33 protein-coding genes and 1 pseudogene are annotated in these 24,707 nt (G+C 62.4%); 14 read left to right on the plus strand and 20 right to left on the minus strand.

Features of this window, described 5'->3' with window-relative positions:
• Positions 1–53: 53 nt before the first annotated feature.
• Genes NKI35_RS20430 through NKI35_RS20440 form a run of 3 tightly spaced genes read right to left on the minus strand, consistent with a single transcriptional unit; the run spans position 54 to position 2,486 of the window.
• Complete coding sequence (locus NKI35_RS20430) at positions 54–635, minus strand: demethoxyubiquinone hydroxylase family protein (protein WP_352741329.1); 582 nt, start codon at positions 633–635, stop codon at positions 54–56.
• Positions 636–649: 14 nt separating this feature from the next.
• Positions 650–1,264: a glutathione S-transferase family protein gene (locus NKI35_RS20435; RefSeq protein ID WP_352741330.1), complete on the minus strand. Its 615-nt coding sequence runs from the start codon at positions 1,262–1,264 to the stop codon at positions 650–652.
• 10 nt (positions 1,265–1,274) lie between these two features.
• On the minus strand, positions 1,275–2,486 hold the full coding sequence (locus NKI35_RS20440) for an NADP-dependent isocitrate dehydrogenase (RefSeq protein ID WP_023669114.1): 1,212 nt from the start codon (positions 2,484–2,486) through the stop codon (positions 1,275–1,277).
• Between the two features lie 217 nt (positions 2,487–2,703).
• Here NKI35_RS20440 and NKI35_RS20445 point away from each other — a divergent pair, with 217 nt between their 5' ends.
• From NKI35_RS20445 to murI, 3 genes are all read left to right on the plus strand, one after another.
• Positions 2,704–3,552: an RNA methyltransferase gene (locus NKI35_RS20445; RefSeq protein WP_352741331.1), complete on the plus strand. Its 849-nt coding sequence runs from the start codon at positions 2,704–2,706 to the stop codon at positions 3,550–3,552.
• 81 nt (positions 3,553–3,633) lie between these two features.
• Positions 3,634–4,242 (plus strand): hypothetical protein, encoded by a 609-nt coding sequence (locus tag NKI35_RS20450; RefSeq protein ID WP_023750765.1) that lies wholly within the window; start codon positions 3,634–3,636, stop codon positions 4,240–4,242.
• A gap of 147 nt (positions 4,243–4,389) precedes the next feature.
• Positions 4,390–5,178, plus strand: coding sequence for a glutamate racemase (gene murI, locus NKI35_RS20455; protein ID WP_023684874.1), 789 nt, complete (start codon positions 4,390–4,392; stop codon positions 5,176–5,178).
• Positions 5,179–5,261: 83 nt separating this feature from the next.
• Here the strand turns inward: murI and NKI35_RS20460 are convergent, their stop codons facing one another.
• Positions 5,262–6,644 (minus strand): RNB domain-containing ribonuclease, encoded by a 1,383-nt coding sequence (locus tag NKI35_RS20460; RefSeq protein WP_352741332.1) that lies wholly within the window; start codon positions 6,642–6,644, stop codon positions 5,262–5,264.
• Positions 6,645–6,805: 161 nt separating this feature from the next.
• Here NKI35_RS20460 and NKI35_RS20465 point away from each other — a divergent pair, with 161 nt between their 5' ends.
• A complete protein-coding gene (locus NKI35_RS20465) occupies positions 6,806–6,994 on the plus strand; it encodes a DUF3008 family protein (RefSeq protein WP_023684876.1) in 189 nt (62 codons plus the stop codon).
• Positions 6,995–7,076: 82 nt separating this feature from the next.
• On the opposite strand, the gene NKI35_RS20470 is transcribed toward NKI35_RS20465, so the two are convergent.
• Positions 7,077–7,277: a hypothetical protein gene (locus NKI35_RS20470; protein WP_023690200.1), complete on the minus strand. Its 201-nt coding sequence runs from the start codon at positions 7,275–7,277 to the stop codon at positions 7,077–7,079.
• 386 nt (positions 7,278–7,663) lie between these two features.
• Here NKI35_RS20470 and rpsD point away from each other — a divergent pair, with 386 nt between their 5' ends.
• The 3 genes from rpsD (at position 7,664) to NKI35_RS31350 (ending at position 9,827) form a co-directional block, all read left to right on the plus strand.
• Complete coding sequence (gene rpsD, locus NKI35_RS20475; RefSeq protein WP_023669107.1) at positions 7,664–8,281, plus strand: 30S ribosomal protein S4; 618 nt, start codon at positions 7,664–7,666, stop codon at positions 8,279–8,281.
• A gap of 107 nt (positions 8,282–8,388) precedes the next feature.
• A complete protein-coding gene (gene ttcA / locus NKI35_RS20480; RefSeq protein ID WP_352741333.1) occupies positions 8,389–9,276 on the plus strand; it encodes a tRNA 2-thiocytidine(32) synthetase TtcA in 888 nt (295 codons plus the stop codon).
• A 140-nt stretch (positions 9,277–9,416) separates the two neighbouring features.
• Positions 9,417–9,827: a UCP034077 family protein gene (locus tag NKI35_RS31350; protein WP_502897155.1), complete on the plus strand. Its 411-nt coding sequence runs from the start codon at positions 9,417–9,419 to the stop codon at positions 9,825–9,827.
• A gap of 43 nt (positions 9,828–9,870) precedes the next feature.
• Here the strand turns inward: NKI35_RS31350 and NKI35_RS20490 are convergent, their stop codons facing one another.
• The gene (locus NKI35_RS20490; RefSeq protein WP_502897157.1) at positions 9,871–11,070 is read right to left on the minus strand and encodes a multidrug effflux MFS transporter; all 1,200 of its coding nucleotides are present in this window, start codon (positions 11,068–11,070) and stop codon (positions 9,871–9,873) included.
• A 202-nt stretch (positions 11,071–11,272) separates the two neighbouring features.
• Complete coding sequence (grxD, locus tag NKI35_RS20495; RefSeq protein ID WP_352741334.1) at positions 11,273–11,608, minus strand: Grx4 family monothiol glutaredoxin; 336 nt, start codon at positions 11,606–11,608, stop codon at positions 11,273–11,275.
• 160 nt (positions 11,609–11,768) lie between these two features.
• On the opposite strand from grxD, the gene NKI35_RS20500 reads away from it, so the two are divergent.
• Complete coding sequence (locus NKI35_RS20500; RefSeq protein WP_352741335.1) at positions 11,769–12,236, plus strand: hypothetical protein; 468 nt, start codon at positions 11,769–11,771, stop codon at positions 12,234–12,236.
• A 44-nt stretch (positions 12,237–12,280) separates the two neighbouring features.
• Entirely contained in the window at positions 12,281–12,577 is a 297-nt protein-coding gene (locus tag NKI35_RS20505; protein ID WP_352741336.1) for a phosphodiester glycosidase family protein, read from the plus strand.
• A gap of 12 nt (positions 12,578–12,589) precedes the next feature.
• Here the strand turns inward: NKI35_RS20505 and NKI35_RS20510 are convergent, their stop codons facing one another.
• From NKI35_RS20510 to purL, 3 genes are all read right to left on the minus strand, one after another.
• Positions 12,590–12,823, minus strand: coding sequence for a BolA/IbaG family iron-sulfur metabolism protein (locus tag NKI35_RS20510; RefSeq protein ID WP_010909092.1), 234 nt, complete (start codon positions 12,821–12,823; stop codon positions 12,590–12,592).
• A gap of 100 nt (positions 12,824–12,923) precedes the next feature.
• Positions 12,924–13,448, minus strand: a complete 525-nt coding sequence (locus tag NKI35_RS20515) for a hypothetical protein (protein ID WP_352741337.1) — start codon at positions 13,446–13,448, stop codon at positions 12,924–12,926.
• On the minus strand, positions 13,445–15,676 hold the full coding sequence (purL, locus tag NKI35_RS20520; protein WP_352741338.1) for a phosphoribosylformylglycinamidine synthase subunit PurL: 2,232 nt from the start codon (positions 15,674–15,676) through the stop codon (positions 13,445–13,447). Before purL ends, NKI35_RS20515 begins: the two co-directional genes overlap by 4 nt.
• 188 nt (positions 15,677–15,864) lie before the next feature.
• On the opposite strand from purL, the gene NKI35_RS20525 reads away from it, so the two are divergent.
• The gene (locus NKI35_RS20525; protein ID WP_023669098.1) at positions 15,865–16,029 is read left to right on the plus strand and encodes a hypothetical protein; all 165 of its coding nucleotides are present in this window, start codon (positions 15,865–15,867) and stop codon (positions 16,027–16,029) included.
• Between the two features lie 42 nt (positions 16,030–16,071).
• Here NKI35_RS20525 and NKI35_RS20530 read toward each other — a convergent pair whose 3' ends face one another.
• The gene (locus NKI35_RS20530; RefSeq protein ID WP_352741339.1) at positions 16,072–17,484 is read right to left on the minus strand and encodes an aminotransferase-like domain-containing protein; all 1,413 of its coding nucleotides are present in this window, start codon (positions 17,482–17,484) and stop codon (positions 16,072–16,074) included.
• Positions 17,485–17,576: 92 nt separating this feature from the next.
• Here NKI35_RS20530 and NKI35_RS20535 point away from each other — a divergent pair, with 92 nt between their 5' ends.
• Complete coding sequence (locus NKI35_RS20535; RefSeq protein ID WP_352741340.1) at positions 17,577–17,822, plus strand: DUF1127 domain-containing protein; 246 nt, start codon at positions 17,577–17,579, stop codon at positions 17,820–17,822.
• Positions 17,823–17,834: 12 nt separating this feature from the next.
• Here NKI35_RS20535 and NKI35_RS20540 read toward each other — a convergent pair whose 3' ends face one another.
• The 6 genes from NKI35_RS20540 to NKI35_RS20565 all read right to left on the minus strand — a co-directional run bounded on the left by NKI35_RS20540 (position 17,835) and on the right by NKI35_RS20565 (position 20,960).
• Entirely contained in the window at positions 17,835–18,479 is a 645-nt protein-coding gene (locus tag NKI35_RS20540) for a Pr6Pr family membrane protein (protein WP_352741341.1), read from the minus strand.
• Between the two features lie 5 nt (positions 18,480–18,484).
• A complete protein-coding gene (locus NKI35_RS20545) occupies positions 18,485–18,895 on the minus strand; it encodes a hypothetical protein (RefSeq protein WP_352741342.1) in 411 nt (136 codons plus the stop codon).
• Positions 18,896–18,936: 41 nt separating this feature from the next.
• A complete protein-coding gene (purQ, locus tag NKI35_RS20550) occupies positions 18,937–19,605 on the minus strand; it encodes a phosphoribosylformylglycinamidine synthase subunit PurQ (RefSeq protein WP_352741343.1) in 669 nt (222 codons plus the stop codon).
• Position 19,606: 1 nt separating this feature from the next.
• The gene (purS, locus tag NKI35_RS20555; protein WP_023669092.1) at positions 19,607–19,849 is read right to left on the minus strand and encodes a phosphoribosylformylglycinamidine synthase subunit PurS; all 243 of its coding nucleotides are present in this window, start codon (positions 19,847–19,849) and stop codon (positions 19,607–19,609) included.
• Positions 19,850–19,937: 88 nt separating this feature from the next.
• A complete protein-coding gene (purC, locus tag NKI35_RS20560) occupies positions 19,938–20,732 on the minus strand; it encodes a phosphoribosylaminoimidazolesuccinocarboxamide synthase (RefSeq protein ID WP_013532127.1) in 795 nt (264 codons plus the stop codon).
• Positions 20,733–20,837: 105 nt separating this feature from the next.
• Entirely contained in the window at positions 20,838–20,960 is a 123-nt protein-coding gene (locus NKI35_RS20565) for a hypothetical protein (protein WP_280790911.1), read from the minus strand.
• A 47-nt stretch (positions 20,961–21,007) separates the two neighbouring features.
• Here NKI35_RS20565 and NKI35_RS20570 point away from each other — a divergent pair, with 47 nt between their 5' ends.
• Both NKI35_RS20570 and NKI35_RS20575 read left to right on the plus strand, forming a co-directional pair.
• Positions 21,008–21,328: a DUF1476 domain-containing protein gene (locus NKI35_RS20570; protein WP_023669091.1), complete on the plus strand. Its 321-nt coding sequence runs from the start codon at positions 21,008–21,010 to the stop codon at positions 21,326–21,328.
• A gap of 127 nt (positions 21,329–21,455) precedes the next feature.
• A complete protein-coding gene (locus NKI35_RS20575) occupies positions 21,456–22,229 on the plus strand; it encodes an HpcH/HpaI aldolase family protein (RefSeq protein WP_023819436.1) in 774 nt (257 codons plus the stop codon).
• Positions 22,230–22,248: 19 nt separating this feature from the next.
• Here NKI35_RS20575 and NKI35_RS20580 read toward each other — a convergent pair whose 3' ends face one another.
• On the minus strand, positions 22,249–22,803 hold the full coding sequence (locus NKI35_RS20580; protein WP_023669089.1) for an RBBP9/YdeN family alpha/beta hydrolase: 555 nt from the start codon (positions 22,801–22,803) through the stop codon (positions 22,249–22,251).
• A gap of 194 nt (positions 22,804–22,997) precedes the next feature.
• On the opposite strand from NKI35_RS20580, the gene NKI35_RS20585 reads away from it, so the two are divergent.
• On the plus strand, positions 22,998–23,813 hold the full coding sequence (locus tag NKI35_RS20585) for a VOC family protein (RefSeq protein ID WP_352624595.1): 816 nt from the start codon (positions 22,998–23,000) through the stop codon (positions 23,811–23,813).
• 15 nt (positions 23,814–23,828) lie between these two features.
• Here NKI35_RS20585 and NKI35_RS20590 read toward each other — a convergent pair whose 3' ends face one another.
• The gene (locus tag NKI35_RS20590) at positions 23,829–24,557 is read right to left on the minus strand and encodes a metallophosphoesterase family protein (RefSeq protein WP_352741344.1); all 729 of its coding nucleotides are present in this window, start codon (positions 24,555–24,557) and stop codon (positions 23,829–23,831) included.
• An 8-nt stretch (positions 24,558–24,565) separates the two neighbouring features.
• A pseudogene (locus NKI35_RS20595) lies at positions 24,566–24,707 on the minus strand (adenylosuccinate lyase); the annotation flags it as partial.

Here is a 24,707-nt window from a genome sequence, read left to right on the forward strand (position 1 = left end):
TTCTGTGGCTGATAGTGGCAAGCCGGCAATCAGCTCTTAGACGGTCCGTCTAGCTAGTTCTTTTTCGCCGCTTTCAGGGCGCGCGTCATTCTGCTGGAATCGCCCCAGGTGGACAGCCAGATCAGCACGTCCGTGGCGATCGAAATCAGCGACCGTAAAAAGTTCAGCGCCGGGCCGGACGATTTCAGCTGCTCTTCGGCGTGATGGAGATGGGCGAGCTCTTCCTCGCGGATCGCCAGGATGATGCCGTGCAAGTCGTGGTCGCGGTTGGCGAGAAAAAACAGCTGATCATCCAGATGGCGGTGCACCGCCGCTTCAACAGCCGCCGTGCAGGCCCAGATGCCTTGCGGACCAATCAGGGCGGTCACAAAACCCAGCAGCCAGCCACCCCAGCTCCAGAATTGCATCACCCGGCACGGTCGCGCCTTCCGCGCCGGCATGGCGGCACGGAAGGCGGCGCAATGCGTGCGCTCGTGCCCGAGCATCTCCGACAAGGATGGCACGCAATCCGGCCAGAAGCGCCTGGCGACAAGAATCTGCGCCGAATAGATCCTGATCGCACCGAACTCACCGGCGTGGTTGACCCTGACAATTCTGGCGATGGTGAGCGCGTCCTGGCGAGATGGGTCAGCCATGGCCCGAACCCATATCAGCCCGCCGCCAGGCTCGGACGTTTTGCGATGCCGTTCCACCAGGCCTGGATGTCGGCGAACGCCGCAAGCAGCTTTTGCCCGTCGGCGATCTTGACGAAATAGGCGATGATGGATGCCGCATGCAGGTCGACCAGCGTCAGCTGGTCGCCGAGCAGCCACGGCCCGGGAGGCTTGAGTGCGGTGAGCACCCGCAGCACCGTTTCCGCCTGGCGCAGCCCGTTGGCGACCAGTGCCTCGTCTGGCGCTTCCTTCTCAAGCCGCTCGACGGCGACGTCCCAGACCATCGATCTGTAGGCATAGGCGTCGAGCATGCCGATGATCTGGTTCATCGTTGCGCGGGTGCGGGCGTCTTTTGGCTGCAGTGCCGGGCCGTCGAACGCCTCGTCGACATAGCGGGCGATTGCGCTGGTTTCGAACAGGCGAAACCCGCCGTGCTCGAAGGCCGGAATGCGGCCGAAAGGGTGATGCTCGAAGTACCAGGCGGGAGTGCCCTCGGCGGCAAAGACATCGACCGGCACAAGGTCGTAGTCGATGCCTTTTTCCGCCAGCACGAGGCGGACGATGCGCACATAGACGCTGTAGTCCGCCCCGTAGACGACCGGCTTGGCCATGGCTGCCGGCTTACGCCATCGCCTTCTGCAAATTCTCGTCGATCTTGTCGAGGAAGCCGGTGGTCGACAGCCATGGTTGGTCGGGACCGATCAAGAGCGACAGGTCCTTGGTCATGAAGCCGCTCTCAACCGTCTGGATGCAGACCTTCTCCAGCGTGTCGGCAAATCGCTTCAACTCGGCATTATCGTCGAGCTTGGCGCGGTGGGCGAGGCCGCGCGTCCAGGCGAAGATCGAGGCGATCGAATTGGTCGAGGTTTCCTCGCCCTTCTGGTGCTGGCGATAGTGGCGCGTCACGGTGCCGTGCGCGGCCTCCGCTTCCACCGTCTTGCCGTCCGGCGTCATCAGCACGGAGGTCATCAGGCCAAGCGAGCCAAAACCTTGCGCCACCGTGTCGGACTGGACGTCGCCGTCATAATTCTTGCAGGCCCAGACGTAGCCGCCAGACCATTTCAGGGCGGAGGCCACCATGTCGTCGATCAGCCGGTGCTCGTACCACAGCTTCTTCGCCTTGAACTCGGCCTCGAATTCAGCCTCGTAGACCTCCTGGAAAATGTCCTTGAAGCGGCCATCATAGGCTTTGAGGATGGTGTTCTTGGTCGAGAGATAAACCGGATAATTGCGCAGCAGGCCGTAATTCAGCGAGGCGCGGGCGAATTCGCGGATGGAGTCGTCGAGATTGTACATCGCCATGGCAACACCGGCGCCGGGTGCGTCGTACACGTCGTGCTCGATCACCTTGCCGTCCTCGCCGACGAACTTGATGGTCAGCTTGCCCTTGCCGGGGAAGCGGAAATCGGTGGCGCGATACTGGTCGCCGAAGGCATGACGGCCGACGATGATCGGCTTGGTCCATCCCGGCACGAGACGCGGCACGTTCTTCATGATGATCGGTTCGCGGAAAATGGTACCGCCGAGAATGTTACGGATGGTGCCGTTGGGCGACTTCCACATCTTCTTCAGCTTGAATTCCTCGACGCGCTGCTCGTCGGGCGTGATCGTCGCGCATTTCACACCGACGCCCCATTTCTTGATGGCATTGGCCGAATCGATGGTCACCTGGTCGTTGGTGGCGTCGCGGTGCTCGACGCCGAGGTCGTAATATTCGAGCTTCAGGTCGAGATAAGGGTGAATCAGCTTGTCCTTGATGAACTGCCAGATGATGCGGGTCATCTCGTCGCCGTCGAGCTCGACGACCGGGTTCGCCACCTTGATCTTCGCCATGAAAAGAATGCCTCGCTTTTGGGGAACTAAACGGCCTTGCCCGCATGGCTTCGGCCGGGGATGCGGAGCGTATATCAAAGCCTATTTGGCCGCGCAAACGCCGATCCGTGCAGAATGGGTCGTCTGTGCCGCGACCGGTGTTTTGCAAAAGCTTCATTTTGCCGAGCGGATGTGGCAGGGAACGCTGAAATGCCGCAAACAGCAGTTCATTGAGATCATGTCCGCCGTCGATCATCCTGAAAACGAATCCGCCGCCGGGCCGGCGATCATCCTGGTCGAGCCGCAGCTCGGCGAGAATATCGGCATGGTTGCGCGCGCCATGGCCAATTTCGGCCTTGCCGAACTGAGACTGGTCAACCCGCGTGACGGCTGGCCGAGCGAGAAGGCGCGCGCCGCCGCCAGCCGCGCCGACCATGTCATCGATGCCGTAACAGTGTTCGGCGACCTGGCGTCCGCCGTCGCCGACCTCAACTTCGTCTTCGCCACCACGGCGCGGGAGCGCGACGGCTTCAAACCCGTGCGTGGTCCGGTCGAAGCGGGCAGGGCGCTGAGGGCGCGTCAGATGGCCGGCCTGCGCACCGGCATCTTGTTCGGCCGCGAGCGTTTTGGGCTCTACAATGACGAGGTCGGGCTGGCCGACGAGATCGTCACCTTCCCGGTGGATCCCGGCTTTTCGTCGCTCAACATCGCCCAGGCCGTGCTGTTGATGTCCTATGAATGGATGAAGTCGGGCCTGGAAGACGAGACGGCGACCAATTTCTCCAGCCCTGAAATGAAGCCGGCAAGCAAGGAAGAGTTGCACGGGCTGTTTGCCTATCTCGAAGGCGCGCTCGAAGCGCGCGGCTATTTCCGCCCGGCGCCCAAGAAACCCAAGATGGTCGACAATCTGCGCGCCGTCTTGACGCGCGCCGGTTTCGCCGAGCCGGAACTGAAAGTGCTGCGTGGCATCATCTCGTCGCTCGACCGGTTTTCGCCGGCCATGCCGCGCGGTGACGGCTCGCCGGGAGACGATCCAAGGCGTTTGCCGGCCGCTGCGCGAAAACGCCAGGCAGACAAAGAAGATTAGAAATCGCTAAGCTTCGAACGGCTGAAGTAACCGAATTTTATTTGCCTCTCATCCATTGTTGTCAAAACGGTGGGGTGGCAAATGTTCACGTCCAAAATCGGCCGTATGCGCTTCTTCTTCTATTCGCTCGGCGTAGCCCTGCTCGAGGCCGTTCTTGCTGTGCTGTGCATCGTTGGCACGATCGGCTTTGAGGGGCTGGTCAACTCGGCGCCCGGTCCATCGCGGCAAGGGATGGCAGGCGCGGTTCTGGTCGTTTCACTCCTGGCCATGGTCATGCGTGCCAACATCGCCTGGCGACGCAGCCGCGACGCCAGCGGCAAAGCCTGGATCCTGTGGTCCTACATCGTGTTCTGCGCCATCTACGCCTTTCTGCAGGCAGGCACGCTGCTGGTCATCGATTTCAACAATCCGGAAAGCACGTCCAGCGGTCTCAACCTGCTTGCGCTGTCGATCTTTGGCCTTTGGTGCACGATCCTGGTGGCTAAGCCGGTGGCGGGCATCAATATCGACGAACTGACATCGGTTTTCGATTTCGATGGCGATACGCCCATGCCTGCGGGATCCGGCCGGATGGCCAGCAGCACGGCACAGTCTTCCATGCGCAACGCCACACCGGCCACGCGCTCGGTGCCGTCCGCCCAACCTTTGGGCCGTCCTCGGCCCGCCGGCTTCGGCAAGCGCGGGCTCTAGAGCAACCGAGGCAAGGTCGTCTTCGCCGGCTTTGCTAAGAACTTGCTGACATTCGCCACTTCAAGACCATGATGGTTGCAGATAGAACGGCATTGGCCAATGACCGCCAATGCCTTCTTATCCAGCCTCTTTCATGGTCCGATATCAATGAGCCACCGTCCGATCCTGATGTTTGATTCCGGCGTTGGCGGATTGACCGTGCTGCGCGAAGCGCGCGTGCTGATGCCCGACCGGCGCTTCGTCTACGTCGCCGATGACAAGGCCTTTCCCTACGGCGCGTGGGAAGAGCCGGCGCTGCAGGCCCATATAGTCGAGCTCTTCGCCAAGTTGCTCGACCGTTTTGATCCGGAAATTTCGGTCGTCGCCTGCAATACCGCTTCGACGCTGGTGATCGATGCGTTGCGGGAAAAATTCCCTGGCCATCCCTTTGTCGGCACGGTGCCGGCAATCAAGCCGGCTGCCGAGCGCACCCGCTCCGGGCTGGTCTCGGTGCTGGCGACGCCGGGCACGGTGAAGCGCCAGTACACGCGCGACCTGATCGGCAAATGGGCGCAGAAATGCCATGTCCGGCTGGTCGGCAGCAACAATCTCGCCGGACTGGCCGAGGCCTACATGCGCGAGGGCTTTGTCGACGAGGAGGCCGTGCGTGCCGAGATCGCACCGTGTTTCGTGCAGCATGACGATTTGCGCACGGACATCGTCGTGCTCGCCTGCACGCACTATCCGTTCCTGGCCAATCGCATGCGCAAGACCGCGCCCTGGCCGGTCGACTGGATCGACCCGGCCGAGGCGATTGCGCGGCGTGCTCTGTCGCTGCTTCCGGCTGTCGACGGGCCATTGCCGCAAAGCGAGCCTGACATCGCCGTCTTTACCTCGGGAAAGGCGGATTTCGCCATCAGCCGGCTGATGCAGGGTTTTGGATTGAGCGCGCGCTAATGCATGTCGCCCAAAAGTGCGCAGCGATCTTGGGACAACGACATGCATAAAAACAAAAAACTACAGCGCGTCGCCGACGCGCTTTAGACAGGCTCGAAGACAATGACGCGCCGATCCGGATCGGCCGAAACAAGCCTTAGCGTTAGGCCATCGCCCTGCCTGAACCCCGAGGCCTTCACATTCGCAACGACAGGCATGTCCGAGAGCTGAACGCGCGCACGCTGATCACCGACGTCGGTGACGACGGCCTTGAATGTTTCACCCATGCGCCCCCTCAGCATCACCGCCTCGGCAAGGTCGATGGCCGCGTGGTTGATCTGCGAGGCGCGGGCGCCTGCGCGGCCCATCACCTTCGGCAGTCTGGAAAACGCCTCGGTAACGGCTTGCGGCACCGGCTGGCCGTTGGCGATGGCCAGCACGCAGCGCACGACGTAGCGATCGGCCAGCCGCCTCAGGGGCGCGGTGGCGTGGGCATAGGTCGCGGCCATCGCCTCGTGCCAGGGGACAACGCCTTCCTCATAGGGTTGGTAGGACGCACCGGAGCCGGCGCGGCGGATTTCCAGCATCAGCGCTGCCTGTTGCCTGTTGGTCGGATCGAGGGTTCGCTGATAGTCGGGCAGGCTGGTCGAAGGAGGCCAGGACAGGCCTAAGGCCCGTGCCGCGCTGCGCAGTCTTTGCACTTTGGAAGCATCGGGCGGCACCATCACCCGAAACAAGCCGGTCCGGTGTGCCAGCATGGCGTCGGCAATCGCCATGTTGGCGGCCAGCGAAAGTGCTGCGTTGTCTTGCTCGGATTGCAGCAGCGGTCTGAACGCAAGCTGGAATGTGCCATCGGCAAGCTGTTCCACCTCCTGCTCGGGCGGGTCGACGCGCGAAGCGCCGCGACGGTCTTCGGCCGCCGCCATGCGCCGCGCGATTTCGGCGAAGCCGACTGGGACGTCGGCGGCCTGCACGCTGTCATAGGCGAGCTTGGCGCGGCTTTGAATGATTGCCCGCTCCGCGCCATCCAGCCTTACCGCTCCGTCGTCGGCGATCCGGACCGTGAAGATGACAGCCGGACGCGGACCGCCGGGCAGCAAGCTCGCGGCGCCCTCGGCAATGACCCGGGGATAGAGCCCGGCCTTGCCGTCCGGCAAATACAGGGTTTCGCCCCGCGCCCAGGCTTCGCGATCCACCGCGTCGCCGTCCGCGACGAACCAGGCTACGTCGGCAATCGCATAGTGCAACAGAAGGTCGCTACCGCTCGCTTCGATCGAAAACGCTTGGTCAAGATCGGTGGAAGCCGCGGGATCGAGCGTCACGAAGGGCATCGCCGTGCGGTCGGCATGCTGGTCGGGCACGCGCCTGGCCGCCGTCTGTGCCATGGCCGTTACATCAGGGGGAAATCCCTCCGGCACATGGAACTCGGTGCGGATTTTCGCGAGGCCGGTAGCGAGTGCCTGCGAGGGATCGTTCAACGATTTCATGGCGCCGTCCTACACCGGCGTTGCGGGCACGGGAAGGTGGTTTGCCGGCAGTGCCGGCCGACCATGGGCTGGCATGAGCGCGGAACGGAAGTTGACCGCCAGCGCTGGAACCGTCGCCGGAGCGCAACGTTTCTTCCCCTGGCAGCAAAGGAGGTGTCGATATGCCTGCAACCTCAAAAGCACAGCAAAAGGCCGCTGGCGCAGCCCTGTCGGCCAAGCGCGGCGAGACCAGGAAGAGCGAGCTTCAAGGCGCGTCGAAGTCGATGTACAATTCGATGAGCGAAAAACAGCTCGAGGAATTCGCAGAGACCAAGCGCAAAGGCCTGCCGGAGAAGAAATCGGCAGACTGAAACCTTGAACCGAGTCGATAACAAAGCCCGTGGCCGAAACCACGGGCTTCTTCGATTCAGGCCAAGCCCGAAACTCCTGACGTCACCAGCAGCGCTTCACCTTGTAGCGGATGACCTTCTTGTGGCCATGCCGCCAGATGACCTTCTTCTTCACCACGACATGGCAGGTCTGACGATGCTTGTGGCCCTGCCAATGCTTGGCCATCGCTGGCTCGGGCACGGCGATCGACATCGTCCCGGCCAGGACGGCTGCACCGACCAACGAGAGGAAAAACTTCTTCATGCGACTTCGGGCTCCTTTGGCTCCAGTCCCTTCCTAAATGCCGTCGGCGCAACAACCTCCCGCCGCATCCGGCACGGCACTCAACGCCAAAAGACGTGATATGGTTGCCGGGCCCAGCGCCAGCGACGCGCTTGACTCTGCTCAAATCTCCGTTTAACGAGCGCACCAACACCGGGCCGCAATGCCCGGTTGTTTCTTTTGCATGGCAAGCCCGGGAAAGCAGGTTTATCGTTTCCTGGGCCTTGTCTAGACTGACGTGTCCCGTGGGTTTCCGCCGCGTTGCGTGGGAAAACCCTGTCAGGCCTCGAAAACGGAGGCCAGAGGAGGGCGCGTTTCCTTCACCCGGACCATGAGGTTCCGGGTGGTTTGTTTTGAAAGGGAATGCGATGAGCAAGCGCGAATCCGCGAAGTACAAGATCGACCGCCGTCTCGGCGAAAACATCTGGGGCCGCCCGAAGTCCCCGGTCAACAAGCGTGAATACGGCCCCGGCCAGCACGGCCAGCGCCGCAAGGGCAAGCTTTCCGATTTCGGCCTGCAGCTGCGCGCCAAGCAGAAGCTGAAGGGGCACTATGGTGATGTCTCCGAAAAGCAGTTCCGCAAGGTCTATGAAGAGGCTGATCGCCGCAAGGGCGACACCTCCGAGAACCTGATCGGCCTGCTCGAGTCGCGTCTCGACGCGGTCGTCTACCGCTCCAAGTTCGTGCCGACCATTTTCGCGGCTCGCCAGTTCGTCAACCACGGCCACGTTAACGTCAACGGCAAGCGCGTCAACATCGGCTCGTACCGTTGCAAGCCGGGCGATGTCGTCGAAGTGCGCGAAAAGTCGAAGCAGCTGGTCATCGTGCTGGAAGCGGTCGGCCTCGCCGAGCGCGACGTGCCGGACTATATCGAAGTCGATCACAACAAGATGGTCGCGACCTTCTCGCGCATCCCCGGCCTGGCCGATGTTCCGTTCGCCGTGCAGATGGAGCCGAACCTGGTCGTCGAATTCTATTCGCGCTAAGCGATCGCTTTTCTGCGATACCGGAAGGGGCCGCCCGTCGAGGCGGCCTTTTCTTTGTCGGCCATGTCCGCTAATCCGGCACTCTCGGCTATGGAAAGCGACAAGCCATGAACATGCTGGCAGACATCGAAACAGTTGAACCGATTGCTGAAGGCGGCTTCCATCCGCTGTTTGCCGACGTGCCGTCTTCCGTCGAGTTCAACAAACTGCGCAAGCGGCTGTTGCGGTTAACCCGTCAGGCGGTCGAGGATTTCGCCATGGCGAGGCCCGGCGACCGCTGGCTGGTGGCCTTGTCCGGCGGCAAGGATTCCTACGGCCTGCTCGCCGTGCTGCTCGATCTCAAATGGCGCGGCCTTTTGCCGGTCGATTTGCTGGCCTGCAATCTCGACCAGGGCCAGCCGAACTTCCCGAAGCACATTTTGCCCGATTACCTCGATGCGCATGGCATCGCCCATCGCATCGAGTATCAGGACACCTATTCGGTGGTCACCGACAAGCTGCCTCAGGGCAGCACCTATTGTTCGCTGTGCTCGCGGCTGCGGCGCGGCCATCTCTATCGCATCGCGCGCGAGGAGGGCTGTTCGGCGCTGGTCCTCGGCCACCACCGCGAGGACATTCTCGAAACCTTCTTCATGAATCTATTCCATGGCGGCCGCCTTGCCGCCATGCCGCCAAAGCTGCTCAACGACGACGGCGACGTCATGGTGCTGCGGCCGCTGAGCTACTGCGCCGAGGTCGATCTGGAAAAATTCGCCGCCGCTATGAAATTCCCGATCATTCCCTGCGATCTCTGCGGCAGCCAGGAAGGCCTGCAGCGCAACGCCATGAAGGCGATGCTGGACGATATGGAAAAGCGCATGCCGGGCCGCAAGGATACGATGCTGCGCGCGCTGTCCAACACCAGGCCGTCGCATCTGCTCGACAGAAAGCTGTTCGACTTTGCCGCCCTCAATGGCAGCCTCAGCACAGGACAAGACATTTCCGATGATATTTGACGACCAAGCGATCGACTGGCTGGCCGAGCTTCTCGCCGATGCAGCCATGGGCGCAATAGGTCCAACTGCTGGTAGGGCTTTCGTCAAGTATATTGGCTCTGTTATAGTGTCCAATCTCTCGCGAAGTCGGAAGCCGCGAAATGAAACATCGGTCCGCAATTGTTGCAACGGCGCTTGCACTTGCCTTGGCCGCCGCTGGCGCCACTGAGGCAAGATCGCAGGAACGCGCGTGCGGCAGTCGCGATCCCGTCGATACCATAGACGAGATGTTTTCCGCGATCTTTGCCTGTTGGCAGCCGCCGCCTGGAAGTGCTGGCATGACCCTGACGCTGAGTTTCTCAATTCGCAAAAACGGCACGCTGATGGGCAAACCGCGCGCCACCTTTTCGCATATGGGAGACGATGCCGCGCTCAACCGGGTCTTCGTCACGTCCGTGCTCGAAGCGCTCGACAAGGCTCTGCCGATGCCGCTGTCGGACAGCATGGGTGGCGCCATCGCAGGGCGCCCGCTGTTCCCTCGTTTCACGGCAGTGATTGGCGGCGCATCCTGAAACGCGTCGCATAAAGGTGGATGCGGTTTTGAGACCAACAATCTCAAGGCGCGTCGCTCAATGCAGGTCGGTGACGTGCCCTGAAACGGGTGGGTTTGTGCGGCTGGAACATCTTGCCGCGCTCGGCGATCAGGATCATCAGCAGGGCCGCAACCGAGACGCTGCAGAACCCTGCGGCCAGCGGCGTCACCGTGCCGTTGAAGGCCTGGCCGATCAGCGTACCGAGAATGCCGCCGAGAAATGTCTGCATGAAGCCCAGGATGGACGACGCCGTGCCCGCCAATTGCCCGAGCGGCTCCATTGCGAGCGCGTTGAAATTCGCGCCGAGCCCGCCGAAAGGCAGCATCGCAGAGGCAAAGAAGGTGATGAACAGCCAGAGCGGCATGTTCATTTCCAGCGAGACGACCAGCCAGGCAAGGCTGATGCACAGGAACAGAAGCAGCGCGCCTTGCGACAGCCGGCGCATGCCGACCCGTCCGACCAGCCGCGAGTTGAGGTAGTTCGAGAAGGCCAGCACGCCCGCAACGCCGGCGAAGATGACCGGGAATAGCTCGCCGACGTGGAAGATGTCGAAATAGATCTGCTGCGCGGAGATGATGAAGCCGAACATGGCGGCGAAGATGAAGGTGCTGGCGAAAGCATAGCAGAGCGTGAGGCGGTTTGTGAGCACGATGCGGAAGCCGTCGATCACCGAAGAGACAGTCAACGGCCGGCGATGTTCGGGATGCAGAGTCTCCGGCAGGCGCAGCAGCGACCACGCCGACACGATCAGCGCCCCGACCGCCATGGTGACGAAGATCCAGTGCCAGGTTGCGAACAGCATGATGACCTGGCCGATCCCGGGCGCGATCACCGGGATGGCCATGAACACCATGAAGATCAGCGACATCACCTCGGCCATGCGCCGGCCGTCGAACGTATCGCGCACGATCGAGACGGCGATGACGCGTGTGGCGGCAGCACCGATGCCTTGCACAAGCCGGCACAGCAACAGGATGGCGAAGGACGGGGCGATGGCCGCGGCCGCGGCCGCCACGACATAGATCGCCAGCCCGGCGACCAATGGCGCGCGGCGTCCGAACCGGTCCGAAATCGGCCCGAAGAAAAGCTGTCCGCCGCCGAAGCCGAGCATATAGGCGGTGATCACATATTGGCGGTGGTTTTCATTTTCGACGCCGAGCGTGGCGCCGATTTGCTGCAGTGCCGGCAGCATGATGTCGATGGCCAGCGAGTTCAACGCCATCAGTGCCGCGCACAGCGCGATGAATTCCCAGCGCGGAATAGGCAATTTGCGTGCCTGTTGCGGCGCTTTTGCTGGCTGATCCACGGCGGGTCCGATCTTCAAAACGAATATGCGCCGGCATGCCGGCGCACAACTTCGTCCTCACTCCGATAGGGGGAGGTAACATTTTGCCGGGGCGGGGCTGCCCCGTCTCAACTCAGAATCAGGCTGTCGCTTTGACGCTGAGGCCCTTGTCGACGAGCAACGTCTGCAACTCGCCCGCCTGGAACATTTCGCGGATGATGTCGCAGCCGCCGACGAATTCGCCCTTGACGTAAAGCTGCGGGATCGTCGGCCAGTTCGAATATTCCTTGATGCCTTGGCGCAGTTCGGCCGAGGTCAGCACGTCGACGCCCTTATAGTCGGCTCCGATGTAATCGAGGATCTGGACGACCTGGCCGGAAAAGCCGCACTGCGGAAAACCGGGCGTGCCCTTCATGAAAAGGACGACGTCGTTGCCCTTCACTTCGCTGTCGATGTAGTCGTTGATGCCGCTCATGAGATATCCTTTCACGCCTGTGGGAGTCAGGCTCGAAGCATAGCCATCAAATAAACCCATAGATGGGCCGAAACAAGATGTTTGCGCCGCCGTCGCGGAAATGGCGCAAAGGATCACCTGTCTTGGGCCAAGCATCCGAGCCGATTGCAGCCTTCGGAACATGATGAAAAGACGATATGGCGCCGCCCTTCCGATCGCCATCCTGCTGGCGGCGATTGCCGTTGTCTGGTGGCCGAGACGCCCGGAGCCGCCGCCGCTGGTCATTGGCGGTGACCTGCCCGCGCCTTGCCGGAATGTCGCCTTCGAGGCGGTGACCTATGTCGTCTGCGAGATCGATCTTCGCGCCGACAGCATCGGTGTTTTCCACGCCAGCGCCGATGGCAAGCCTTTTGGTTCGCTCGAAGCCTTCGACAAGGCGGTTGCGGGCGAGGGGAGGCCGGTGCTGCTCGCCATGAATGGCGGCATGTATCACGAGGATTTGTCGCCGGTCGGCCTGCTGGTCGAGAACGGCAGCGAAAAGTCACGGCTCAATCTTGCCGACGGCGAAGGCAATTTCTTCCTGAAACCGAACGGCGTCTTTCTGGTGGGCAATGAGGGCAAGGCGGCTGTCATGGAAAGCAACGCCTAGCCGTCGCCAAACCCGATGTTGCCTTCGCCACGCAGTCCGGCCCGATGCTGGTGATCGATGGCGTGCTACATCCGCGCTTCGAGGCGAATGGCACCTCGCGCTACATCAGGAACGGCGTCGGGGTGCGTGACGAAAACACCGTCGTGCTGGCGATCTCGCGGTCGGAGGTCAGTTTCGGCAGCTTTGCGCGGCTGTTCCGCGACGCGCTACAATGCCGCAACGCGCTGTTCCTCGACGGCGCGGTCTCCGCGCTGTCGGATGGCGACAGGATGATTGTCGGCGGAAGATATCCGGCAGGGCCGATCATTGCCGTGTTGGCAAGCCAGCGGCCGACGCGCTAGGCCAGCCTGGCGTCAGTCCGGCACACTGGTCTGCAACGCCAGCGCGTGCAGCACGCCGCCCATATTGCCCTTCAGCGCATCATAGACCATCTGGTGCTGCTGGACGCGGCTCTTTCCGCGGAAGCTTTCGGCCACCACTTCGGCTGCATAGTGATCGCCGTCACCGGCGAGGTCGCGGATCGTCACCTTGGCGTCCGGAATCCCGTCCTTGATCAGTTTTTCGATGTCGTGGGCATCCATTGCCATGGCAAAATCCTGTTCTGGGCGGCTAGGCACGAAGTGACTCGGACGGCAGCCTAAAGCCTTTCTGGTCCGGGTTGAAGCCGTTCTGTCGGCGACGCAGTGTCTAAGGGCCATCCTGCCGCGGGTGCACCACACCATCTTCGGTAATGTCGTCGCGGGTCGAGAACCCCCGGCCAAGGCTGAACACCAGGAGATAGAGCGGGATGTTGAGCGCCAGGGTGATAATCGGGAGATAGCTGGTCATCTGCCACAAGGGCGAAAAGAATGGTTGGCCATAGCCGTCGCAGATCAGCGATGACCCGTATTCCCACAGCGCGCCGGTAATGACCGCAATGGCAAATAGCTTGATGCAGATGGCGACATGCCTTGCGCGCGCCGGGTTCGGCAAAAGGCGGCTCCACAGCACCAGGCAGACGATGGGGATCGCATAGATCAGGCTTTGCAAGGCCAGCATCGGCAGTGTGCCATTGGCCGCCTCAAGGAACTGGTTACGCCTTTCCAGCAGCGGACAGACCTCGCTCGAGATCGTCGACAGCAGGAAAAAGACGAACGGCCCGAGGAACCAGAAGAAGAACAGCGACGGCCAGAAGACGACTGCGATCAGCGTCCGGGCTGCCAGGCTGGTCAAATGGACTTGTCCATGAAGTTCGGGAACCAGCCTTCGTGGGCGGCGGTCAATTCGCTGACCGGGATCGCCCTGGCATCGCCGAGCTTCAGTTCGTTTCCACCGGTCGAGCCGATCCATGGCGCTAAGATGCCGAGCTTTCTCTGTTCCTCGCGGATGGCGTCCCATTCCTTGCTCTGCGGATCGACGGACAGCGTCAGGAGGTAGCGGCCCTGGTCTTCGCCGAACCAGACCGGGATCGGGTCGGTGCCGGCGAGCCCCGGAATTGAGGCGCCGATGCCGGACGCCATCGCCATCTCGGCCAGGGCCACCGCAAGGCCGCCATCGGAAAGGTCATGCGCCGCGGTGACGACGCCCGACGCGATCAGCGCGCGCACGTGGTCGCCGACGCGCTTTTCATGGGCGAGGTCGACGGATGGCGGCGGCCCGTCGGTACGGCCATGGATGTCCCTGAAATAGGCGGACTGGCCGAGATGGCTGCCCCAGCTTGCGGGTGCGCCGACCAGCAGGATCATCTGGCCCTCGGCGGCAAAGCCGATACGGGTCATCTTCGACCAGTCGGCAATCAGCCCGACGCCGCCGATGGTCGGCGTCGGCAGGATGCCTTGGCCATTGGTTTCGTTGTAGAGCGAGACATTGCCCGACACGATCGGGAAGCCGAGCGCGCGGCAGGCATCGCCAATGCCTTTCACCGCGCCGACCAGCTGGCCCATGATCTCAGGCCGTTCCGGATTGCCGAAATTGAGGTTGTCGGTGGCCGCCAGCGGCAGCGCGCCGGTGGCGGTGAGGTTGCGCCAGCATTCGGCCACCGCCTGCTTGCCGCCTTCATACGGGTCGGCCTCGCAATAGCGCGGCGTCACGTCGGAGGAGAAGGCGAGCGCCTTGGTCGGATGGCCTTCGACGCGCACCACGCCTGCGTCGCCGCCCGGAAGCTGCAGCGAATTGCCCTGGATCAGCGTGTCGTATTGCTCCCACACCCATCGCCGCGACGACAGGTCCGGCCCGCCGAGCAGTTTCAGCAGCGCGTCGGCGACATCGGCCTTCGGCGCATCGCCGGCGGCAAGCGCCGCAGGTTTCTTCGGCTCGACCCAGGGGCGGTCATATTCCGGCGCCTTGTCGCCAAGGTCCTTGATCGGCAGGTTGGCGACCTCGTCGCCCTGGTGAATGACGCGGAAGCGCAGATCGTCGGTGGTCTTGCCGACAATGGCGAAGTCGAGGCCCCATTTGTGGAAGATCGCCTCGGCTTCCTTTTCCTTCTCGGGGCGCAGCACCATCAGCATGCGCTCCTGGCTCTCCGACAGCATCATCTCATAGGCGCTCATGCGCTCTTCGCGCACCGGCACCTGGTCGAGGTGAAGCTCGATGCCGAGGTCGCCCTTGGCGCCCATCTCGACCGCCGAACAGGTGAGGCCGGCCGCCCCCATGTCCTGGATGGCGATAACGGCGCCAGACGCCATCAGCTCAAGACAGGCTTCGAGCAGGCATTTTTCGGTGAAGGGATCGCCGACCTGCACGGTCGGGCGCTTCTCGTCGATCTTGTCGTCGAACTCGGCCGAGGCCATCGTGGCGCCGCCGACGCCGTCGCGGCCGGTCTTGGCGCCGAGATAGACGACCGGCAGGCCGACGCCCTTGGCTTCCGACAGGAAGATCGCATCGGTCTTGGCGAGGCCCGCGGCAAAGGCGTTGACCAGGATGTTGCCGTTGTAGCGGGCGTCGAAATTGACCTCGCCGCCGACCGTCGGCACGCCGAACGCATTGCCGTAGCCGCCGACGCCGGAAACCACGCCGCTGACCAGGTGCCTGGTCTTGGGATGGTCCGGTGCGCCGAAGCGCAAAGCGTTCATCGCCGCAATCGGCCGCGCGCCCATGGTGAAGACGTCGCGCAATATGCCGCCGACGCCGGTCGCCGCACCCTGGTAGGGCTCGATGTAGGAGGGATGGTTGTGGCTCTCCATCTTGAAGACGACGCAGTCGCCGTCGCCGATATCGACCACGCCGGCGTTCTCGCCCGGACCCTGGATGACCTGCGGCCCGGTGGTCGGCAGCGTGCGCAGCCATTTCTTCGAGGATTTGTAGGAGCAGTGCTCATTCCACATCGCCGAGAAGATGCCGAGTTCGGTAAAGCTCGGTTCGCGCCCGACCAGGTCGAGGATGCGCTGGTATTCGTCGGGCTTCAGCCCATGCGCGGCGATGAGTTCCGGGGTAATCGGCACGGAATTGGAAATGGTCATGGGCGGCGATTGATGTCCATGGGAGAGGGGAATTTGAGTCCCCTCATATCGCAAGCTTTGGCGTGATACACCCCATTGGATGACGAAAAACGCCGGAAAACCACAGGGCGACGATGGTAGCGGGGAGCCGCTGGGGAACGCTATGGCATCCCGGCCGTTAGGCCTCAAACCAATCAGGAGATTTCGACATGGCCACCAAGCAAGGCAAGAAAGACAATCGCCTCTCCGACAAGGAGGCCATGCATATTGCCGAGACCACCGACGTTTCGCCCAAGCAGGCCAAGGACCTGGCCGAGAAGCACGGCAAGGACAAGGGCGCAAAGGAAGCCAAAAACTTCAAGGCAGAGGGCTGAACCTGAGATCGGTACACAGGCGCACGGCTTAGCGCCAAGGATTCAGGACGAACTGTCGTAGCCGGCGCGGCCTTCCTCCAGCAGCCGCCGGATCACCGCGACGCCGCCAGTGATGTCCTCGCGCCGCCTTGGCTGCGAGACGCCGAAACGTACGCCGTGAAAAACCTGCTCGGAACGCCCCGCCTTGAACTCGTCCTCGTCGTCGAGGAGCACGCCATTTTCGAGGCATGCGCTCCTGAACGTGCCGGACAGCCAGGGATCGGGCAGCGTCAGCCAGACGAAGGGCATGCTGCCGTGTGACTTGAAGGCGAAACCCGCCAGTGTCTCGCGCACGATGGCGATGCGGGCGGCAATTTCGGCAATGCTGCGTTTGCGGATATCGCCAGCCTGCCCAGACAGCACCAGCCGCGCGTTCACCTCCGCCAGCAGGAACGGCATCCCGCCGGTCATCATCTTGTGGGCGACGCGGATGCGATGGCGATAGGCGGGCGGGCAGGAGAGCCAGCCGCCGCGAACACCTGCCGCGACCGATTTCGACAGACCGCCGGCGACAATGGTGCGCTCGGGTGCATATTCGGCAATGAGCGGCGTCGGATCTTCGGTCAGGCCGCCATAGAGATCGTCCTCGATGACGATGACATTGTACGCGCGCGCGACGCGGGCGATCGCCTCGCGGCGCGAAACCGACAGGATCGCCAGGGTCGGGTTCTGCACCGTCGGCATCAGGAAGATCATCTTCGGGTGCTTTTGCGCGCAGACGCGTTCGAAATCCTCGGGATCGAGGCCTTCCACGTCCGATGCGACAAGTGCAATGCGCCGCCCGATCAGCCCGGCGCTGCGGGCGATCTGCGAATAGGTGAGGTGCTCGAAGGCGACATAGTCGCCCGGCGTGGTCAGCGCCGCGATCGCCGCCATCACCGCGGCATGTGTGCCAAGCGTGGGAACGATGGTTTCAGCAACCGGACGGAACGAATTGCGCGACAGCCAGCGGGCGCCGGCCTCGAACCAGCGCTCCGGAAAATCCCTGGTGTAGCTCGATATTTCGTGCGGGTGATCCTGCACCGTGCGCGAGAGCATGTCGGCGACAATGGCGCCCTGGCCGATGTCGGGCGCGGCAGTGCTGTCGAAGCGCAGCTTGCCCGGCGGTGCATCGACATAGCGCGTGCCTTGCACGGCGGGCTCGGCGAATTCGGGTGACGCCGCTTCCGATTGCTGCGCCAGCACATAGGTCCCGCGTCCGACTTCGCCGCTCACCAGCCCGCGTTCGCGCAGCAGCTGATAGGCCCGGCCGATCGTGCCGACCGTCGTGCCAATGTCATAGGCGAGATCGCGCTGCGGTGGCAATTTTGCCCCGGCATCGATAACGCCCTTGTCGATGTCCGACTCGATGCTGTCGGCGAGGCGCTGGTAAAGCGGGCCGGAACCGATGGTGAGGTCAGGGAGCCAATTTGTCATGGTGACAATTCTGTATATTGCACCAGATCGGGTGTCAATGCATATCAGAACCGTACCAGATGGGTACAATTTGCAAGGTTGGCAGAAAGACAATGGATACAATCGAGACAATCCGCTGCGCGGGCATTGAATTGGTCGGGCCGCGCTGGTCCAGCCGGCGAGGCTTTGTCGGCCGGATCGTGCATGTGGTCAGATCGCTGGCGCGATGGATCGACGTGCTGATCGAGCGCCGTCGCGGCCGCCTGGCTTTGCTCGAAATGACCGACGAGCAGCTCAGGGACATCGGTGTGTCGCGTGACGACGCTCACCGCGAAGGCATCAGGCGATTCTGGGACTAACTTGTAGTCTGGTCAGCGGCGTGTGCCCGGAGCCCTGAGGCGTGAGACGCCCTTATCGGCAAGCACGGCGAGGATGCACAGCACCAGGAAAACACCGGTGACGGCCAGCGCCGCAAGGGCGACGTTGGCCGCGCCGTTTTTCGCAACGTCGAGGAACGGGTAGGGCACTTCGCCTGCGATCGGTGCGCGCGCCAGCGCATAGGCGAGATAGGCGATCGGATAGGCCATCCACCACGAAATGTCGCTCCAGCGTGTCCTGCCGTCAGCGCCTGCAACAAGCCACCACAGCACGAACAGCACCGGCGTCACATAGTGCAGCAGCACGTCACAGAGCAGCAACAGCCCCTGCGGCTGCCAGAGCTGCGCCAGAACCGTCGCATAGACGATGAAGACAAGCGCGATGGACACGGCGACGCCGGCCCGCATCCGCGGCCCGGCAAAGGCCGGCAGCCAGGCGTAGCCCGAAGGCGACAGCAGCGAGACATGGACCAGCACCGCACCGATGTTGGTCAGGATGGTGAAGAAGCTGAACAGAAAGACGATGGAGCCGAGAAAACTGCGGCCGGCTTCCATCGATGCCGGGATGGTGATGCACGCTTGCAGGACAAGCCCGGCCAGACCGATGATCAATCCCGCAATCTGCAGGAAGCGGCCCACTGGCGTCAGGCGGCCGCGTTACACGACGGATTGCCCGTTTGCCAGCGTGCAACGTCGGATCCGATGCGCGCGCCGAGCGGATCGTCCATCAGCGGACCGAACACGTCGACGCGGCTGGAATTGCCTTGCGCCTGGACGACCAGCAGCGGCTTGCCGCCATAATGCTTGGCCGGCACCAGCAGGAAGCGGGGCGTGCCGCTGAACGAATTCAGCTCATTGGCCATCTGATAGGATTTGAAGGCGGGATCCTTGCTGGCGATCCAGCATTTGTGGGCCGATATCGCTACCTGTTCCATGGCCAGCAGCGAAGCGCTCTTGCCCGTGGGGACCAGCGCGCTCTTGGGGCTGGACTGGCAGGACGCCAACGCCAAGCCGGCAGCAGCCAGGGGACCTAGGCGAACAATCATCAGTCTCATGGTCAACCGCCCCCGCGTTTTGAAAGGAATTCGAAGAGATATCAGGCTGCGACGCCGAGCGCGCCTTCGAACAGGGCGCGGCCGTCGCTTCCGCCATGCGCTGCCTCGATCAGGTTTTCGGGATGCGGCATCAGGCCGAGCACATTGCCCTTCTCGCTGACGATACCGGCAATGTCGTTCATCGAGCCATTGGGATTGCTGCCCTCGGCATAGCGAAACACCACCTGTCCTTCGCCTTCGAGACGGGCAAGCGTGTCGGCGTCGGCGAAATAATTGCCGTCGTGATGCGCCACCGGCGTGCGGATGATCTGACCCGGCTGGTAGCGGCGGGTGAACATGGTGTTGGCGTTGGCGATTTCGAGCTTCACCTCTCGGCAGACGAATTTCAGCGAGGCATTGCGCATCAGCGCGCCAGGCAAAAGGCCGGCTTCCACCAGAATCTGGAACCCGTTGCAGACGCCGATGACCATGACGCCCTTGGCCGCCTTTTCCGCCACCGCCCGCATGACCGGCATGCGCGCGGCAATGGCGCCGCAACGCAGATAGTCGCCGAACGAGAAGCCGCCGGGAATGGCGATCAGGTCCACATCAGGGATTTCGGTGTCGGTCTGCCAGACGGTCGCCGGCGCCTGCCCAGAGATCTTGGTCAGCGCCGCAATCATGTCGCGGTCGCGGTTGAGGCCGGGGAGAAGAACGACAGCTGATTTCATATCAAGCGATCTCCACCGCGTAATTCTCGATCACCGTATTCGCCAGCAGCTTGTCGCACATGGCTTTCAGATCGGCTTCGGCCTTGGCCTTGTCGGTCTCTGAGAGCTCGAGGTCGAAGACCTTGCCCTGCCGCACCTGGCCGACGCCGCCGAACCCCAGTCCGGACAGAGCGTGCTCTATGGCTTTTCCCTGCGGGTCGAGCACGCCGTTCTTGAGGGTGACGGTGATGCGGGCCTTGATCATGCTGGACAGGTTCCTGTTCGAAGACTTAGCAATTCCAGGAAAAGTCTGAAGCGGTTTTTCGTCCGGAATCGCGTCAAGAAATGAAGACTTAGTGCGGCTTGCCTTTGAGGCCATCGGTCGAGGCGACGAGCACCGGGCCGGTCGGGCGCGGCGGCTCGTTCTCGTTCATGATGCCGAGGCGGCGGGCAACTTCCTGATAGGCTTCGACGAGGCCGCCCATATCGCGGCGGAAACGGTCCTTGTCGAGCTTGTCCTGCGTTGCCACGTCCCACAGCCGGCACGAATCCGGCGAGATCTCGTCGGCAACGACGATGCGCATCATGTCGCCCTCGAACAGGCGGCCGCATTCGATCTTGAAATCGACGAGTTGGATGCCGACACCCATGAACAGGCCGGAGAGGAAGTCGTTGACGCGGATGGCCAGCGCCATGACGTCGTCGATCTCCTGCGGGCTTGCCCAGCCGAAAGCGGTGATGTGCTCTTCCGACACCATCGGATCGTCGAGCGCATCGGCCTTGTAATAGAATTCGATGATCGAGCGCGGCAGAACGGTGCCTTCCTCGATGCCGAGGCGCTTGGACAGCGAGCCGGCGGCGACATTGCGCACCACCACTTCGAGCGGAATGATCTCGACTTCCTTGATCAACTGCTCGCGCATGTTGAGCCGGCGGATGAAGTGGGTCGGAATGCCCATGCGGTTCAGATGGTTGAAGATGTACTCGGAAATGCGGTTGTTGAGCACACCCTTGCCGTCGATGACCTCATGTTTCTTCTTGTTGAATGCGGTCGCATCATCCTTGAAGAACTGGATAAGTGTGCCCGGTTCCGGTCCCTCATAGAGGATCTTGGCCTTGCCTTCATAAATGCGGCGGCGATTTTTCATCTGATTTTTCTCTGGATTTGCGGGCAGGCGGCAAGCGACCAGTTCCTGTCCGTCTGCCTAAATTGGTGCGGCGACGGGTGGGGTTCAATGCCGGGTCTATCCCAATCACAGCGTTTGCTCAATCGGCAAATCCTTTCCATCGACCGCTTTCAGGAATGAAATGCCGCAGCGCAGCAAGTGATGTAGCATATTGACCGGCCCGCGCCCTTTTGGTTTGTGCTGCGGCAACACACATATCCATCGCCAACGCGAATCGATTTCATCGGAGGGAAGCCATGAGCAGCATGAAAGACCGCGAAGAGGGTTTTGAGCGCAAATTCGCCTTCGACGAAGAACTTCGCTTCAAGGCTTCCGCACGCCGCAACAAGGCGCTCGGTCTGTGGGCCGCCGAAAAGCTGGGCAAATCCGGCACTGACGCCGACGCCTATGCCAAGGAAGTTGTGGTTTCCGACATCGAGGAAGCCGGCGATCACGACGTATTCCGCAAGATCCGCAAGGATTTCGACGCCGCCGGCGTCGACCAGTCGGATCACCAGATCCGCCGCACCATGGACGAACTGATGGCGCAGGCGATCGAGCAGATCAAGAACACCTAGAGCGAGTAGCGCTGGACCAATCGACCGCCCGGTCCAGCCGGGCGGTTTTTCTTTGCCTTTTCAGCCTTTTCCGGCTGAAACTGTGCGTAGGCCTGTTACAAGGCTCTACCCAACGAGGAAAGCACCCATGTCCCTGAAGTCACGCCTGGCGGCGGATGAAACGCTGTTCACCGCCTGGTCCGGCGTTCCGGACGCTTTGACGGTCGAAATCATCGCCAAGCAGGGTTTTGACGCCGTCACGCTCGACATGCAGCATGGCGGACACCACGAAGACTCGGTCTTGCGCGGCCTCGTACCGGTGCTCGCCGCCAACAAGCCGGCGCTGGTGCGCATTCCGGTCGGCCGCTTCGACATGGCCAGCCGCGCCCTCGATTTCGGTGCCGAGGCGGTGATTGCACCGATGGTGAATTCGGTGGCCGATGCAAAACTCTTTGCCGCGGCGATGAAATATCCGCCGATGGGCGAGCGCTCCTGGGGCCCGACCTATGCTTTTCCGCGCCATGGCAAAGGCGACCACGCCGAATGGCTGCGCGACACCAATCAACGCACGATGGCCTTTGCCATGGTTGAAACGCGCGCCGCACTCGATGCGCTGGACGGCATCCTCGACACGCGGGGCATTGACGGCATCTTCCTCGGCCCATCGGATTTCTCCATCGCCTGGTCGAATGGGGCCACCGTCAATTCGACGCTGGAAAGCATGATGGAAACCGTCGCTTCCATCGCCGAGCGCACGCGCAAGGCGGGCAAGCATGCGGCGATCTACGTCGTTGAGCCGGCGATTGCCGGCCGCGTCGTGGCGATGGGCTACCGGCTGCTGGCGATGGGCTCGGACCATGCGCTGATTTCGCTCGGCGCAAAGACACTCATCAAAAGCATGAACGATTCGATAAAGGGCTGAGGCGTTGTGCCTTGCCCGGTCAGGCCTTGAGGTCGGTCAGGAACTTGGCGAAGGTCATCGACCCTTCCGGCCAAGGGCCGAAGCCGGCATCCTCATTGAGGTGACCGGTTTCGCCGGCATCGATGAACAGCGAACCCCAGGCGCCGGCAATGTCCTCGGCAACCTCGAAGGCGCAGAACGGATCGTTGCGGCTGGCGATGACGATGGACGGGAAGGGCAGCGGTTCGCGCGCATAGGGGCCAAAGGTCATCAGGTGACGCGGCCTTATCTCCGGGTTGGCGACGTCGGGCGGCGCGACAAAAAACGCGCCGGCGACCGGCTTCCTGAACTGCGGAATGGCCTGCACCGCGGCCGCCACACCGAGCGAATGGGCAACGATCACCACCGGCCGCTCGGCCTCGTTGACAGCGTTCGCCACGCTCGCCGTCCAGTCCTCGCGCACCGGCTTCGACCACTCCGCCTGCTCGACCCGACGCGCCGTCGATAGTTTCGATTGCCAGCGTGTCTGCCAGTGTTCGGGGCCGGAATTGGTGTAGCCCGGCACGATCAGAATATCTGCGTCTTTGACTTTCATGGCGCTGAGATAGCGAGCGGCCGTGTCTCGTGCAACCGCGCTGACGCATGCGGTGCATCACAATCGTGAACAACCTGTTCGATTCTTTCCATCTTGTGTGAACGATCAGGATCGACGATTTGAGGCGGGGAGAGATGGACAACAGAATAGGCTGGTGGCGCGCCCTAGGGATAACGCGCTGAACGGAGAGTCTTATGAGCGAACTGCCTTTTGCCGCGACGACCCCCGTCAGCGTGTCACGCGTGGGCCTGAAGGCGCGCGACGCCGAAGGACTTGCCGATTACTACCGGGCTGTTGTCGGCCTGCAGGAATTGAGCCGCGCCGATGGCGCCATCACGCTGGGCGCTGCCGAGCGCCCGCTGCTGGTCATCGAGCCTGACGCAGCGGCCAAGCCCGACGATCCGCGCAGCGCCGGCCTTTTCCACACCGCTTTCCTTCTGCCCAGCCGCGCCGATCTCGGCCGTTGGATAAACCATGCCGCCGCCAACAAGATCCGCATCGAGGGCGCCTCCGACCATCTGGTCAGCGAGGCTCTCTATCTGACCGACCCCGAAGGCAACGGCATTGAAATCTATAGGGACCGTCTGCCGCAGGAGTGGAAGTGGAACGGCGACAAGATCGCCATGGCGACCGAGCGGCTGAATCTGGCCGCCGTGGTTGGCAGCGTGCCGGCCGGTGACGCCGGCTGGCAGGGCGCGCCGCAAAACAGCATTGTCGGCCATGTCCATCTGCGCGTCGGCCGGCCGGAAGATGCCGAGGCCTGGTGGCACGACGAATTTGGCTTCGACACGGTCGCTAAGTATGGAGGGCAGGCGGTGTTCCTGTCGTCGGGAGGCTACCACCATCATATCGGTGGCAATTCGTGGCACAGCGCCGGCGCCGGGCGCCGCGATCCGTCCCGCTCAGGGCTGGCCTGGGTCGAGATGCGCTCGGACAAGACAACCGCTGACATCACACGGGAAGATCCGTGGGGCACGGTGATCCGCACCGTGCCAGGCGCCCCAGGCTGAGCGTCTGCTCGGTTCTTACAAGGAATTGGCGGCGTAGCCCGTCAGCAGCCCATGCGCCCAGCTGTCGAATCCGGTCGCCGTGGCGCGGCCGGATGCTTCGGTCCAGTCATAGCTGACCGTATGATGGCTGAACGACCATTGTCTGTCCTTGCGCGTGGCAAGGGCATAGCGGGCATCCGGACTGCCGGTCACAGTCAAACCTGGGAATGCCTGGACGCCGACACTGCCGGGATTGAGGATTGTCCGGTTGTCCGACAAGCGCACAACGCGCGGCGTATGTGTATGGCCGCACAAGGTCAGCCCGGCGCCGGCGCTGCCCAGCTTGTGCCTGATCTGCTTTTCATTGGACGGGTGGAAGTGGCTGCCTCCGTCTTCCTCGAGCAGGAACACGTCGTCGTCACTGGGGCTGCCATGGCAAAGCAGGATGTCCTGGGCAGGCGACAGGGTGACCGGCAATGCCGAGAGCCAGGTCAATGACGCCTGGGACAGGCGTTGGTGAGTGAAAGCATCGACGTCTTCCAACCCGGAAGCAGGCGGCTCGACCAGCACACGGTCGTGATTGCCGCGCACGGTCGGCCAATTCTGCGCCATCAGATATTGCGCAGTTTCTTCCGGCCATAGCGGCCCGGAAAGACAATCGCCCAGATTGACGATTATGTCGGGAGAAGCGTCTTTGATCTGCGCATGAACCGCCTCAAGCGCGCGCAGATTCCCATGGATGTCGGAAAGGGCAGCCAGCCGCATGGAAGATCCTATCCGAAAACCCGCTTGAAGATCGTATCGACATGCTTGGTGTGATAGCCCAGGTCGAATTTCTCGCGGATCTCGGCTTCGGGCAGCGCTGCGGTGACTTCCTTGTCGGCCAACAATTCCTCAAGGAAATCAGCGCCATGT

This window comes from Mesorhizobium sp. M0676, assembly GCF_040320535.1.
GTDB lineage: Bacteria > Pseudomonadota > Alphaproteobacteria > Rhizobiales > Rhizobiaceae > Mesorhizobium.